Below are 15094 nucleotides of genomic sequence, written 5' to 3'. Positions count from 1 at the left end.
AGTGTAATTTTGAAAACTGCATAAGGAACAGTATAGTGCGCAAGATTCAGCGTTATAAGTAATCTGAGGTTTCAGGTTGCACATTTTATACTGATGACTGGGATGCTTTCTCTAAAGTTCTACCAAAAAATCGCCATAGTATTGAAAAATCAGGCCTGTAGCATAGAACAAGATCGTAGTAATACAAAACATCACCTAAGACGCATGACGAGACGTACTAAAGTAGTTTCCAAGAAAGAATTTATGGTATACGGATCAATCAAGCTTTGGTGCGCGCTTGCGACACCAGAAATCTTTAATCACTATCAAAAAATATTGCTATCTATCTTTAGGTAAAAACTCTTGATGCTTCTTTTTGACTGTTACCTACTTTGAGAAAATTTATAACCTTTTCTCTTAAACTTTGAGAAAATTTATAACCTTTTCTCTTAAGTCTATACTATATAGACGCGTTGACATTATCTATCTCTTTAAACAAAATATACCATATCTTATGTTGCAATTTAACTGTTTTTGCTGTATTCGAAGCTTTTGTATCGCAGTTTTTGATAAAGGAATTAAAACCCGGACAAGTTGTGATCAGGGATAATGCTTCATTTTATAAACCTCAAAGAACCAGAAAATCACTTGAATCTGCCTGTTTTAGTTTTTTTTTACCACCTTATTCACCTGATTTAAATCTAATCGAGAAATTTTGGGCACATATGAAGCGATGGATTAGGCAGCAAATTGAGTTCTGCCAGGATTATATCAGTCAATTAGTGCTTTTTTCACTTTATCATAATTCAACTATTTATTATAGTGCGGCGTTTTGGTGAATTTTGTCAGACGATATCTATCTGGTTTGTTGTAGCTTTCCATAAAAAGTGAACAGAAAAATAAAATTTTTTTTGGATAATAAACGGTGATTTACGCAATAGGCTTATTTAAAAATAAATGTTCTATCATTGTTGATAAAAAATAAAAATATTGTAAATACCGAAAAAATTAATTTTGTGTTAGGTGTATTTTTTGAAACTTTTACAGCATTACAATAAATTTTTAAATTTTGTTTAAAGGAGGGAGCGCTAATAATTTTTCCATATCGCTATATTTTAAAGCGCGCCCCTGCATCCAACGATACACACAGTAAAATGACAATATTTTGCAAACGTATTGGCGAGTTTCTTCATAGGGAATGCGTTCTATCCATAAACATGCGCGCAATACTGTATCATTTTCGTAAGCTGGATACAAAGATTGGTGCCATTCTTTTAATTTTTTTACACCCACATTGTAACTAGCAATGCTGAGCACGTAATTTTGTTTATGAATTGCTAATTTTTCTTTTATTTCTTCAATTCCCAGACTCATTCCATAATTTAATTCTCTCATACGCCTTACATCATAGGGAAGGCCTGCTTTTTTAGCATATTTTTCAACATCAAATGGCATAATTTGCATTACACCCAATGCTCCCTTAGAGCTCACGACATAAGGAGAAAAACACGTTTCACCTAAAGCAATCGACCAGATTAATGCAGGGTCATGAAAAGGTCTGGGGAGCGCACATCTTGGGTAGGCAATAGGAAAAACATATTTAGCACGATGTGATGAAAGTTTTCGAGCTAAATAAACAGCTTCAGACGGAAATTGTTTGTGCAAAATTTTTACAAACGTCCAACATTCTTGTATCGAACTAAAATTATCGATCAGATCATCTAGTAAGCAATTCACTAAAGACACATTATTGACAAAAAGTTTTTGCTCTTCTTTATCTTTTAAAAGGTTTAACAACGCTTCGATAACACGAGATTTTCCAATAGAGGCATGAGGTGTGAATTTCATAGTTAGCTTACGTTTTAATCGTGTGAGTGCCATTTGACCGTAAAATAAAAACGGATAGTTTCCCGCCTCTTCAAAATAATGAAGCGCTTTAGCAATGTCTAATTGTTTTTGGCAGCAAATTCCACACCAAAAAGCTGCTTTTGCATAATAACGCTCTTTTAGCATAGAAGAAATAACTCTCGGATTATCCATAAAAGCTTGCTTCATCATATAATTAAAATGTTTTAAAGCTTCTTTCCAATTTTTTAAATGTACATTCACCCAACCGCTAATCCAGCTATTTTCGATAGGAAAGACGCCATCTTGTTTTACAGTGTCCTGAATCACTTTTGCAGCTTTTTTGTACCATGCCTGCGCTAAAAAAAGATGGTGATTGGCTTCTTCAAGATTTCCTTTTTGAATTAAATCTCTAACTAAAGCTCTTGCGCTCACAAAACCTGCATCGTTTGTTTGAAGATTAAAATTATAAATTTCAGACAAAAGATCTTTTTTCCAATGTAACCAATATCGATAGGCAGTTTCCAATTGATCTTTACGTAACAAAAAACGAACATAGGAACGTCTTAAAATGGGAATAAAGTATGCACGATGCGATCTATTGTGAAGCAAAGAAACGTACTGAGGATCTAAAGATAAAAGTCCTGTAGCAATTTTTAGCTCATGGTAATCATGAAAATACTGTTTCAATATATTAATAAGGGTACGAGCATGTTCTAATAAAGGATTTTGAGGGGAATGATTGCTTAATAAGTAAATGAGTTTATGTTCATGATCTGTAACCGACAGCTTTTCAGTCCAGACACGCAAAAAAGAAGTAATAAATTTTTGTGGAATAATATTTTCTATCCAAAATTTTTTTAAATCATTTGAATATAAAAAACGCATATTTTTATTTTGAAGAAGAATTTCTCCGTACCGGATCCATCCTTGTGTTGTTTGAGGGGATGTGTGTGAAAAAAATTTTAAAATTTTTTCTGCATTTCTATTTTCTAAAACGAACTTAATCTCTTTTTGTTTTTCAAGCTGAGCTTGAGTTTTTTCAAAAAGAAAAGGTGCTGTATCAGGTATAAAAGAGCTTTGGTTTTTGGCATAAACAGAGAAAAAAGAAAAAAAAATAATCAATAATAAAGGCATTTTTAAAATTTCTAACATCATACGTATAACAGTATAAAATATTCTTTTCTAAAAAGAAAATATTTTTTAAATCGTTAAAAAAAATAATTTTGCATTATCACAAATCGTACTGCGCAAGTAGAAAATTCAGAAGAAATGTATAAATGAAACATGGGTGAGTTACAGCTTAAAAAAATTTTGAGAGCTTTGACGTTTAGATGGTTTTATGTCAAAATGCGACTTTAGTGTCGCATTAAGGTCATCAGCAATGCATTGCAAGAAGTTTAATTCCGAAAACTGCATAAGGAACGGTATAGTACGCAAAGTTCAGAGCTATAAGTGTAAGGAATGTGGTTATAACTTTGTTAAAGGTGACAAAAGGGGAAAAAAGGAAAACGGCTATCAAAAAAGCCTTATGCGTTATTTTATACTCTTTAGCTAAGGCATCATTCTCCTTCTAGTATATACAGGTGTGGGGTGGCAGAGATGGAAAAAATACAAGAATCTTCGGTTTCAGGTCACATTCAAGCAATAGAATTTGATGAAATGTGGCATTTTTTCCAAAAAAAGTCAAAAGCTCTGGATTATCAAAGCCGTTGATCGTAGCACACGCAGAACTGTTGCCTGGGTTACAGGGAATCGTGATGCTGCAACATTCACACGACTTTACGCAAAAGTCAAACATCTGAAAAATTGCACATTTTATACTGATAACGGTGATACTTTCTCTAAAATCTCTACCAAAAAACCGCCATAGTATTGGAAAATCAGGCACTGTATGCATAGATAAAGATAATGGTAATACAAGAACATCACCTAGGACGCATGACGAGACATACTAAAGTAGTTTCCAAGAAGGAATCCTATGGTACACGGATCAATCAAGCTTTGGTGTGCGATTACGACACCAGAAATCTTTAATCATTATCAAAAAACACTGATATCTATCTCTAGGTGAAAACTCTCGAATTCTTATTAAATTCTTAAAAAACATCGAAAAAAGTCAGCTTAATTGAGGATGGGCCCTGATAAGATTTCGATATTTTTTTACATTTCAAATTTTTAACTTAATTTACTTTACACGTTAATTTAATGATACATTCGCTCATAAAGTCATAATAATTTTTTCCAACTCAAGTTGCGCTCTAAAAGACGAGGAAAAGTTAAATCATCTAAGTCAATTGAGACCAAACTTATCCAGCCATTGCGAAGAAGCTTTTGTAATTCTAAATGTTCTAAAATAACCTGATCAATTGAAGAAAAAGGTGCGCAAACAATGGTAATTAGCCTCATTGGAGTATGATAAAGCGTATTCGCGTTTGCATACACAGATTGAAGAGGAAGCCCTGTCATCAAGTCACTAGCGTTTCCTTGCATAGGAGCAATCTTTCCAATAATATTTTGAGTAGTTTTGCTTCCTGCTCCGTATGCAACAGGGTCTAAAGTAGAAAAAAGATACTGACTATTGATCCAGTGTGCAACAATCATAGGGGAGGCCAAGATTTTTCCTAAAATTTTTCCTCCTGGATCTTGATGCTGATCGTAAGAATGTAAGAATGCTCGTCCTTGAAAATTTAGAGTTTTGCTGATATAAAAGGGTGCCACAATCAAAGAAGCATTACCTGCTAATCCCCATTCTGGTCGAACTTGTGCCCAATCTGCACTTAAAAATTCTGTGCGCCGTAACTGCCAATTTTGCTCATTATTTAAAACAATTTTCTGAAAACGGTTTTGACCGTTTATTTTTTGTGCTTCTTTGAGATTTTCTTTTAGATTACGCACATTGTCTTCAAGAATTTTAGGATAAGGATCTGTCGGATACAACGTCACACTGTCTGTCGTTGTATTGTGCTCTGCAGCCATAAAATACGTATGTTCAGGAATCAAGATGCCTTTCTTTTCTAAAAATTTTCGAACATCTTTTGCGTTTAAAATTTTAGTAAGAACTCGAGCATTATTCACTCCATTATGTCCACGACATGCCCCGCAATTTAATGCAGCAGAGTAAGCATTATTTTTTGTAGCGCTAACATGTCCACACAATACTACAAGAGGAGAGAATTTTTTTTCAAGATTCATGGCTTTTATCACAGATTCTGCATAAAAACACTGATCTTCAAAAGGTATTTCCTCTAAACAAGGGATGAGATTTAAAGGATAGACCTGATTCATGATAACCTGGGCGCATTTTTTTGCAAAAACAGATGCAAATGTTTGCAATATCATTAAAAAAACAGTAAAAAATCCAACTAACTCTACAAGAATAAAGGGAGTAACAAAATTATATTTTATTGATTGATATAAAGTTTTAAATAATATAAATATTTGTAATGTGTCTTTATGGAAAGCACCAAACGTATTGGAAGGGCGCTCATGCACTGTATATTTTGGATGCATCAAAACTGGGCAAGATGCGTAAATTTTTTCTGTAAGAGTATTGTGAATTCGGATCGGAAGACCAAAAAATCCCGGATATCCGAATGTTTCGTATTGACCTGTTTGTTCTAAAGCTTTTCTAAACGACTCAGACCTTACATCCATACAAAAAATGAGTTGTGCCCATGCAGCACTTGTAGATTTATCAAAAGATTGAGAGGAAAATTGTTTCAAAAGGGGAACAAGATATTTTTTTTCAGCATCTTGTAGGGCGTGTAGAGGAGAAGTTTTTTTTTCTTCTAAGTTCTCAATTTCATGATACCATTGAATAAGATTGTTTGCTTCTTCCCACAAAATATAAGTTGTGGCCAAACGCATAGCCATGTATTCTATTTCTAAATCTTTGTAAAAAAACTTCGTTTCTTCTTTTTTCCAACGTGCGCAATACTTAATATACGATGCCCATCCATGTAACGTAGTCAGCATAAGCGTAAAAAATAATTCACACTGTTCATTTGAAATATTTAATTTCAAAAGACAATCTAAAATTACTTTTTTAGGATCATTAGGTAAATTTAAAATCCAATTTTTTTTTTCTATGTCACCTTTATGAAGGTGAACGTCATAATAAACGAGTTGTTTCCATGAAAAAAATAGACCTTTGTGTCGTAATGGCATACATATCGTTGCTTGTCCCTCATCAAAAAAAACTTGCAACCATTTCATGGTTTGCCTGTTGATTTCCTCTAAAGAATCAGGAACCTTATCTTGCTGAAAAAATACAGCTCCCTTCATTAACGCTTGTTCAATGGGCAAATGTTCAAAACCTTTCAACGGATTGACAGCAACAAAATGTTTAAGAGGCCAAAACGGTGCTATTACTTCCCAACTTTTTTCTAAAAAAAGATCTATACAAACAAATGCTTGTTTTTCGTCTTTTAAAAATTTCACTTTTTTCAACCTTTTTGATTCTATACTTAACGATAACTTTTATGAAAGCCAGTCACTGTTGCAGGATGAGGTTGACTGCTATTAAGCATACTCACATAAAAACGCCATAATATTTTATCGGAAATTTTCGAGGTTAAGTTTGGAAAAAATATAAAAAACAACCAAGAACAAGGCATAATTAAAGCGCTGATATGTAAAAAATTTAGTGGTCGTGGATGAAAAAAATCTAATGAAGCAAACAGAAGATCAAAACAATAGACATTTATTCCGTATACTCCTGTCGTTATACTCGTGACTAAGAACGCGAAAAATAATTTTTTAAAAGATATGTTTTGAAGGACGGTAATCGATAATTGAGCACTTGTCACAAAAAGAACTCCCATAACGAATATTCTTGTGTCTAAAGAAAAACAGTGGTGACGGTGAATCACTGAAAAAAGATAAAGTCCCCAAATTCCATACAAAAGAGAGATCAAAAAACATAATAATTTAGGTGGAGCCGTGTTCATGCGCACCTCTTTTTCTGCGTTTCCTGAAGAAAGAAATAAGTATGCTTTAAACGCTCCATGCCAAAAAAGATGCGCCATAGCAAAAGAAAAAAGTCCCAATCCAAACTGCATCAACATAAAGCCCATCTGTCCCATTGTAGAACACGCAAGCATTCTTTTAACATCAGCTTGCATCAATTTCCATAAAGAACCTAATAACGCTGTAACTAACCCCACTATAAAAAGAAGATCTAATACTTTAGGAAAATTAAAATAAAGCGGAGCAAACCTGGCTAATAAAAATCCTCCTGCGTTAATGATTCCAGCATGCATAATTGCTGATACAGGAGTCGGTGAATTCAAAGAACTTATAAGCCAACGATGAAAAGGAAACATAGCAGATTGAGTCATAATACCGCAAATCATCATGACCAAAGCGGCTCCTACAGACCATGAACGATTTGAAGAATGCACAATGTGTTGAATCGAGAAACTTCCATTCTCTTTATACAACAAAAAAAAGAAAACATGATCAAAGTAAAGCCAAAATAAAAATTATTTAACGCCAATTTTCCAGAAACTCGAGCAGCTTTCCAGGTAGAGTTATGTGCCATTAACTGAGACAAAACTTTATTACATCCTATCCAAGACACTAAAAATAAGCATAAATGATCTGAAGCACTCATCAAAACATTAAAAAATAATAACTTCAGAATGCTCAACAAAAAACGATCATAAAGCATTTCTCCTTTCATGTATGTTTTTGAGAAAAAATATATAATTATTCCTAAAATCGTAATAAAACTCATCATAACGACTGATAATATGTCAAAGAAAAAAAAATCTTTAATACAAGAGAAAAACATTATGCTATTCCTATGTTTTTGAAAAGTATAGTGTGTTCAATCGCTAAAAACAATAATGCTAATACCTTACTAATAAATCAGATATTTTGGAATCAGTCATATACATAGTCTACACTGTCGAAAAAGAGAGATTATGCCATTCAATATAACGAAATGCAACCATACCTTATCTTTAATCATCCAAAACAAAATTTCACTAAAACGAATGCGTTCTTTTTATCAGCAAAGAACACATATACTGCATTTTATTTCGAGTATTTTTCAAAATCTTTTCCGTAAAAAACGTTTCTTTAAAATTTACGTGATGAACTTATTCTCGTACCTTCCAGTACTTTTACAGTTTAATTACGTTCGGTTAAATCGCGAAATTCTTGAGCTGCCCGTAAAAAATCAACAAACAAAGGATGTGGTTTAAAAGGACGAGAAGAAAACTCAGGATGAAACTGAACACCTATATACCAAGGATGATCCCGATGCTCAATTATCTCTATCAACGGATGATGATCTGACCAACCTGCTATTTTTAATCCAGAATCCTGAATGGCATCTAAATACAAGTTATTAATTTCATAACGATGCCTGTGTCGTTCAATAATTTTTTTAGCTCCATAAATTTTGTATACTTTGCTTTCCTGTGTTAGAACGCAAGGTTGTGATCCTAGGCGCATCGTGCCTCCCACACCTTGATGCTTTTCGTACTTGCGCAAAACGTCTCCTTCTTTCCATTGAAACATCATAGCTACGACAGGAGTCCCTGAATTTTCAAACTCAGAGGAAGTTGCATCGTGAAACGATGTTTCATTGCGTACAGACTCAATGACCATTAATTGCATACCAAAGCAAATACCAAACGTAGGAATTTTTGATTTTCTCGCATAATGAATTCCTCGAATTAATCCTTCAGTGGCTCGACTTCCAAACCCACCAGGAACCACAATACCATCACACTCTTTGATGAGATCTTGTATTGGTGTTGAGCACTCTAAAGCTTCTGCATCAATCATTCGAATCCGCACTTGAACATTATGATGTGCACCTGCATGACGTAGAGCTTCTTCTACCGATTTGTAAGCATCTGATCCCTTCGTGTATTTTCCCAAGATGGCAATATTTAAATAATTTTGACAAGATTGTATTTTGTGCACTAGCTCATTCCACAAAGAAAGGTTTGGTAAAGCGGTAGTGATTTCAAAATAATTCATTACCGCCTGATCCAAACCTGCTTTATGATATACTTCGGGGGTAGCATAAATGGTATCCACATCTAATGCTTCAATAACATAATCACACGAAATATTGCAAAACAGTCCAATTTTTTGTTTTACTGCTTTAGAAAGAGCTCGATCACAGCGACACAAAACCACGTCAGGCTGAATGCCAAGACGCTGAAGTGCAATAACAGAGTGCTGTACCAGTTTCGTCTTAAGCTCTCCTGCCTGCTTTAAATAAGGTACCCAAGACAAATGAAGAAACAAGCAGCGTTTTTTACCTAACTGTCCTTGCAATTGACGTGCAGCTTCTAAAAAAGCTAATCCTTCAATATCTCCGACAGTTCCTCCAATTTCACATAAAATAAAATCTGTATTTTCAGGACAATTTAAAATTTCTTCTTTAATTGCTTCAGTCATATGAGGCACAATTTGCAACGTTTGCCCTTGCAATATTCCGTGACGCTCCTTAGAAATTAAACTTTGGTATATCCTTCCCGCGGAACACCATCCACTATTCGTATTATCCGTAAAACGCTCATAATGCCCTAAATCCAAATCAGTCTCTTTTCCCTGCAGCGTAACAAACGTCTCTCCATGCTGAGTTGGACTTAAAGTTCCTGCGTCTACATTTAAATAAGGATCTAATTTCAGCAACCAGACAGAAAATCCTCGAGATTTTAACAAAGCTCCTAATGTAGCAGTGGCAATTCCTTTTCCTAAAGAAGACATAACGCCGCCGATTATAAAAACGACTGAAGGTGTATTCATCAAGTGTACATCTTAAGTTTAAATACATATATCATAAGATTGTCTCTTATTCAATATCAAAAAAAACTTTTAAGTAATAATTTATTAGAACCTATTTTAAAATCAAAAATTTCATTGAAACGTTTAGAAGATTTTTAAACGTAAGAACTATTTTATAACTTTAGAATATCTAAATTTGATCACCGCTATTTACATATTTACAGATTGAGAAAAAAAGTTAATTTCCGAACCAACATCTACCTGCATTGAAAATCTTTGTAAATGTAAATGAGAAAAGCCAAAGAAGAGCGTTAACAAAAAAAGTACACTCGTCATGGATAACGCCACTCTTCATAAAAGGAGAGGGTAGATGAAAAAACCTCTGAAAAAGGCTGCACACAAATTTCTTTATTTACCACCATTATTCTCTTAATCCTATTGAACATAAAATAGAGATGGGCCAAAAAAATTTATCGAAGAAAAAAATCAACGTACGCTAGAAAGCCTCTTTTTTAAGTGCAATTTATTGTATGCGTTATAGCTTGTGATGCCACGACCAAAATAATATCTACGCAAGGCTAAAACATGTATGGACAATTAAGTTGATGTTTGCGAAGATAAATCTGATTTTTAGAAGAAAATTCTAAGATCGTATAGTTAAAAAAATCTATCTTAGATCACTGAGCATCGTGCTTTGCCTTTATTCGAAAACCTCAGTCTAATTTAACTACACTGATCGTGAATATTTTTGTACGTAACGTAACGTGCGCATGAAAAATACTTAACTTACTGTTTAATTTTTTATTTTCCGAACCGCCTTTAAATATGGATTTTAAACTTTTTCGTATGAAATTCAATAAAATAAAGTTACTTTTAAGTTTGCAAATTTTTTTTTTTTTCTATAATGTAAAAAAGCAACCAGCGCGGAGAGTTGTGTTAAAATTTTGGAAATTTTCCAGAGGCATTGGAATTGACTTGGGGACAGCAAACACTATTTTGTATGTTCAAGGAAGGGGAATAGTACTTAATCAACCATCAGTTGTGGCTGTACAAAACTCTACAGGAAAAGTTGTGGCAGTTGGTTCAGAAGCACGCTCTATGTTAGGGAGAGTTCCTTTAAATATTACAGTATATCGCCCTTTGAGAGATGGGGTTATTGCGGATTTTGAACGAGCTGAAGCTATGATTCAGTATTTTGTGAAAAAAGTTAAGCAAGAAGTAAAATCTTTATTTTTTAGTAGTCCAAATATCGTTGTGTGCGTTCCCCATGGGGCAACTCCAGTAGAGCGTAGAGCTATTCATGATGCGGCGTTAACTTCTGGCGCGCGCGCTGTTTTTTTAGTCGAAGAATCTATGGCTGCAGCTATTGGAGCAAATCTTCCTGTCATGGAGCCAACTGGGTGTATGGTGGTGGATATTGGTGGCGGAACGACAGAAGTTGCAGTGATCTCTTTGGGGGGGGTAGTCTGTTCTGTTTCTGTGCGCTGTGGTGGAGATCGAATGGATGAAACGATTGTAGATTATTTTCGTAAATCACACAATTTATTAGTTGGAGAAAATAGCGCAGAGCGCTTAAAGTGTTCATTAATTAATGAAGATTCTGCTTCTCAAAAATTAAAAATTACGGGAAGAGAAATGACTACTGGTCGTCCAAAAGAAATTCTTGCTTCTCGAGAAGAAATTTTGGAAAGTTTACTTGAACCTATGTCTTTAATTGTAGAAACAGTTCAGAGATCTTTAGAAAAAACACCTCCTGAGCTTGCAGGAGATATCGTTGATAGAGGTATTGTGTTAACAGGGGGAGGAGCGATGCTTGCCCGATTGTGTTCTCAAATAGAAGAGCGTACTGGTGTTAAAACTACCATTGCCGAGTCTCCTCTTTTGTGTGTAGCAATGGGAACAGGAAAATATTTAGAGCGTCTTCACGAATTTACACAAATGGCTTCTTAAGGAGAGTTAATACGTTAAAATTTGAGTGGCTAAAAGATCCAGGGCCTCAAGCTTTATTTTCTTGTTTTCGTGGAAAAGCAGAAATTCGTTTTGTTGGAGGGTGTGTTAGAAATAGTTTGTTGGGGATTGCTTTAAAAGATGATTTTGATTTGGCAATTTCTTGCCCCCCTGATTTAACCATGAGATTTTTGCAGGAATCTAATATTCTTTCCATACCGACAGGAATAAAACACGGAACCATTTCTGCGATTGTTGAAGGAATTCTTTACGAAATTACAACGCTACGAACAGAGTGTAATCATGACGGTCGCCATGCATCAGTGGAATTCACTCATGATTGGGCCGGAGACGCTGCACGTCGCGATTTTACGATGAATGCATTATATGTTGATGAGCAAGGAAAAATTTTTGATACGGTTCAAGGACAGGAAGATCTTGCTCAAGGAATTGTAAGATTTATTGGAGACCCCGATGCCAGAATTCAAGAAGACTATTTGCGAATTTTAAGATTTTTTCGTATTCACGCATATTATGGAAAAGGAGATTTAAATACTCAGGATTTTTCAAGTTGTTGTCGATGGAAGCATATGTTGAGTATTCTTTCTAAAGAGCGTATTACAAAAGAGTTTTTCAAGCTCTTAGAGGCGCCCAATCCGTGGTATGTGATAGAGAAAATGATTTCTTCAGGGATACTTTCCCAGATTCTTCAAACGCGTCTTAGTTTTGTATCAACAGAAGAATTAGAGCAATGTTCGGGATACAATCCTGGTCCTTTGGTTCGTTGGGCAACTTTGACAGAGTATCCATGCCCAGGGCTTCGTCTTTCAAAAAAGCAAGAAAGAACCTTTTCAGCATTACACATTCCTTTAAATTTTCAACACATTAAGGAAAGTCTTTACGCGCAAGATGTATCTATCGTTTTAGGAAGATGTTGGTTAACGTGCGTAAAAAATTTTAAGAATTCTAAAACACAGTTTCTTGAAAATTGGTGTCAGTATTCAGAACAAATTTCCTCTTTTGTTCCTGTATTTTTTCCTCTAAACGGGAATGTTTTACTCGATAATGGGGTAACAAGTCAGCATATCGGTAAAATTTTAAATCATGTAAAACAGTGGTGGATTAAGCATGATGAGAAGCCTTCTTCTTTGGAGTGTTTAGCTTATGCGTTAAATATTGAAAAAACTATGTTAAAATGACACATCGTTTTTTGAAGGCCATAATCAATGTGCTACAAACGAATGACGTTTAGAAAAAAAAAATATATATAGCGCAAGAAAATTTCCGATTCAAAAAATCGTTCATCTCAATAAAATCATACGAAGCGTAGCAACACACTCAGAATCCTTTTTTGGAATAAGTACGGAACCATTTAAGGTCGAGCCTTAAAAAGAAGGAGATCGTTTTAGAATACAAACGTTTTTGCTATATAGCAAATTTAAGTTGGGATTTATGAAGATGGGTATTATTTCTAGAAGACATATACTCTAGCCAAGAATGACTCCCTTCGATCACGGAGTGTCGTGCTTTTTCCTTATTTTCAAACCTCATCCTAATTTCTATATAATAAATTTAGGCTGAATTAAATGTGATTTTACTGAAAGAGAAATGATAAAAATGCCTCCTTTTTTTTCTATTTTTCACTTTTTTAAAAATTTCTAATTTTAAATTTACATACTATACGGTGTTTCCACGCTTTTGGGGCAAAATCGAACATTACTATGTTACAAAGGGAGCAATACGTTAAAATTTACATTGACTTTTGATGACTAAATCTGGATAATATAGAACTTAGTAAAAAATTTTAAGATTTAGACGCTGTGCACACTTTTCAAAGTTTATATTTGTCTCTACAGCAATTTTGGAATAAAAAGGGGTGTTGCTTATTACCACCTTGCGACACTCCTGTAGGGGCTGCTACTTTTCATCCTGACGTTTTGTTTCCTTCGTTAGGCCCCAAACCTTGGCGTGCGGCTTTTATGCAAGCGTGTCGTCGTCCGGGAGATGGTCGTTTTGGTGAAAATCCTAATCGTCTACAAAAATTTCATCAATTTCAAGTTTTTCTAAAGCCAATTCCTGAGGATGTCAAGATATGGATGTTGGAAAGTTTTGTGGAACTGGGGATCCCTGTGAATCAATGCGATATTCGTTTTGTGGAAGATAATTGGGAAAGTCCAACGTTAGGTGCTCAAGGTTTAGGATGGGAAGTATGGTTAAACGGGATGGAGGTATTGCAGTTTACATATTTTCAAAAAGTGGGTGGGTACGAATGCCATCCTGCTAGCGTTGAGCTTGCCTATGGCATGGAAAGAATTGCTCTTGTTCAGCAGCACAAGGATAATGTATTTGATTTGATATGGAATCAGAGCCCAATTTTGGTGACATACGGAGATCTTTTTTTAGCTCAGGAAAAAGATTTTTCCCGATATTATTTTGAACATACGTGTTCTTCAAAATTGACAGAAATGTTTCATTACACGCTGGAACATGCAGAGCGTGTTTTAAGCTCTTCCATGATTTTTTCTGCTTATGAATTATGTATGCAAGCAAGTCATGTATTTAATATGTTAGAAGCTTCTGGAACGTTAAGTTCAGTGCAAAAAGGTAGTTATATTTTAAAAATTAGAGAGCTTGTTCATGCATGTTGTACGTTTTGGATAGAAAAAGAAACCCGTTCACCAGTGAGGACATACAAAAAAAATTGATGCTTTATTAACACATTTAGAAAAAAAAAATCTTTTATTTTATTTTGTTTTTTTCTAAAAAATGTATACCTATGATATAAAAGTGGGTTTAGTTGCACATAAAGAATTTATGCTTAGTCGGTCACAAAAAATTTTGGTGAGTATTTTTTTATTTGGCATAGTAGGCATAAGTTTTTGTTTAAGAGAACAGGATGCTGCTCTTTCTGTAGAAGAAACAGAGCAGTATATCCCTGATATTCATCAAAATGTTTTAGATAATTTGTCTGCGTTACCAGAGTCCTCAAAAGAGTCTGGCCATATTATATCTTGTAAGGATATTATTTTAAAAACGCCACCAGTTCCTAACGATCCGGATGTTAATCTTATTTATCTGAATACGTATACATGGTGTATGATGCAGGCTATTTTAAAAACTTTTCTTGAGGCTCATAAAGACAGCCCTGCAAACATTGAAGGAAAAAAAGAAATATTAGATGCTTTGTCTGCTTTATCTTTCTTTCTTCCGGCTCTGTTGCTATCTTATTACCATGCTATTCCATCTTTTTCTGCTGGATTGCGGGATAAATTGACCCAAGAGCAAACAGAAATTCAGAGAAATTTTCCAGAAATTTTCAATGCTCAAAGATCTTTTTGATCGAAAAAATGTATAAAGTTGCGAAATAAGTTTTTACAACTGATTGTTAAGTTAAAAAACTTGTTTTTTTGGCTAACATAAACATATGTTTTAATAAAAACTTTTAAATTATTTACTCATCTTACGTAGCACCTTTCAAAATTTGAAGTTCATTGAACATTAAAACATTGGCTTTTAACAATAGTTTTTGTTTTATTGCAAAATGATTCAATGAGGTTTTCACTTTCAA

General features: G+C 34.3%; 13 protein-coding genes. 8 read left to right on the top strand and 5 right to left on the bottom strand.

Annotated elements, in window-relative coordinates:
* Positions 1-93: 93 nt before the first annotated feature.
* Together P618_RS07655 and P618_RS09055 are read left to right on the top strand one after the other, a co-directional pair.
* On the top strand, positions 94-336 hold the full coding sequence (locus tag P618_RS07655) for a hypothetical protein (RefSeq protein WP_156918941.1): 243 nt from the start codon (positions 94-96) through the stop codon (positions 334-336).
* A gap of 116 nt (positions 337-452) precedes the next feature.
* Entirely contained in the window at positions 453-818 is a 366-nt protein-coding gene (locus tag P618_RS09055; RefSeq protein WP_420805310.1) for a transposase, read from the top strand.
* 223 nt (positions 819-1041) lie between these two features.
* Here the strand turns inward: P618_RS09055 and P618_RS01025 are convergent, their stop codons facing one another.
* Entirely contained in the window at positions 1042-2961 is a 1920-nt protein-coding gene (locus P618_RS01025) for a lytic transglycosylase domain-containing protein (RefSeq protein ID WP_162147039.1), read from the bottom strand.
* A gap of 520 nt (positions 2962-3481) precedes the next feature.
* On the opposite strand from P618_RS01025, the gene P618_RS01020 reads away from it, so the two are divergent.
* Together P618_RS01020 and P618_RS08745 are read left to right on the top strand one after the other, a co-directional pair.
* Entirely contained in the window at positions 3482-3697 is a 216-nt protein-coding gene (locus P618_RS01020) for a hypothetical protein (protein WP_021827895.1), read from the top strand.
* A 38-nt stretch (positions 3698-3735) separates the two neighbouring features.
* Positions 3736-3861 (top strand): hypothetical protein, encoded by a 126-nt coding sequence (locus tag P618_RS08745; protein WP_275574320.1) that lies wholly within the window; start codon positions 3736-3738, stop codon positions 3859-3861.
* A gap of 192 nt (positions 3862-4053) precedes the next feature.
* On the opposite strand, the gene P618_RS01015 is transcribed toward P618_RS08745, so the two are convergent.
* The 4 genes from P618_RS01015 to P618_RS01005 all read right to left on the bottom strand — a co-directional run bounded on the left by P618_RS01015 (position 4054) and on the right by P618_RS01005 (position 9600).
* Complete coding sequence (locus tag P618_RS01015; RefSeq protein WP_021827896.1) at positions 4054-6267, bottom strand: putative inorganic carbon transporter subunit DabA; 2214 nt, start codon at positions 6265-6267, stop codon at positions 4054-4056.
* A 26-nt stretch (positions 6268-6293) separates the two neighbouring features.
* Positions 6294-7229, bottom strand: coding sequence for a proton-conducting transporter transmembrane domain-containing protein (locus P618_RS01010; RefSeq protein WP_021827897.1), 936 nt, complete (start codon positions 7227-7229; stop codon positions 6294-6296).
* A complete protein-coding gene (locus P618_RS05885; protein WP_024161016.1) occupies positions 7199-7621 on the bottom strand; it encodes an NADH dehydrogenase subunit L in 423 nt (140 codons plus the stop codon). The genes P618_RS01010 and P618_RS05885 overlap by 31 nt, the downstream gene beginning before the upstream one ends.
* Positions 7622-7962: 341 nt before the next feature.
* Positions 7963-9600: a CTP synthase gene (locus P618_RS01005; RefSeq protein ID WP_021827900.1), complete on the bottom strand. Its 1638-nt coding sequence runs from the start codon at positions 9598-9600 to the stop codon at positions 7963-7965.
* 912 nt (positions 9601-10512) lie between these two features.
* Between P618_RS01005 and P618_RS01000 the strand changes: the two genes are divergently transcribed.
* The 4 genes from P618_RS01000 to P618_RS00985 all read left to right on the top strand — a co-directional run bounded on the left by P618_RS01000 (position 10513) and on the right by P618_RS00985 (position 14865).
* The gene (locus P618_RS01000; protein ID WP_040458142.1) at positions 10513-11529 is read left to right on the top strand and encodes a rod shape-determining protein; all 1017 of its coding nucleotides are present in this window, start codon (positions 10513-10515) and stop codon (positions 11527-11529) included.
* Complete coding sequence (locus P618_RS05880) at positions 11463-12725, top strand: CCA tRNA nucleotidyltransferase (protein WP_021827905.1); 1263 nt, start codon at positions 11463-11465, stop codon at positions 12723-12725. Before P618_RS01000 ends, P618_RS05880 begins: the two co-directional genes overlap by 67 nt.
* Positions 12726-13346: 621 nt before the next feature.
* Positions 13347-14231, top strand: coding sequence for a glycine--tRNA ligase subunit alpha (locus P618_RS00990; protein ID WP_021827906.1), 885 nt, complete (start codon positions 13347-13349; stop codon positions 14229-14231).
* Between the two features lie 82 nt (positions 14232-14313).
* The gene (locus P618_RS00985) at positions 14314-14865 is read left to right on the top strand and encodes a hypothetical protein (protein ID WP_021827907.1); all 552 of its coding nucleotides are present in this window, start codon (positions 14314-14316) and stop codon (positions 14863-14865) included.
* The last annotated feature ends 229 nt before the right edge of the window (positions 14866-15094 follow it).

Source organism: Holospora obtusa F1, assembly GCF_000469665.2.
Taxonomy (GTDB): domain Bacteria; phylum Pseudomonadota; class Alphaproteobacteria; order Holosporales; family Holosporaceae; genus Holospora; species Holospora obtusa.
Note: the sequence above shows the minus strand (reverse complement) of the source record. Positions and strands in the feature narration are given on the sequence as shown.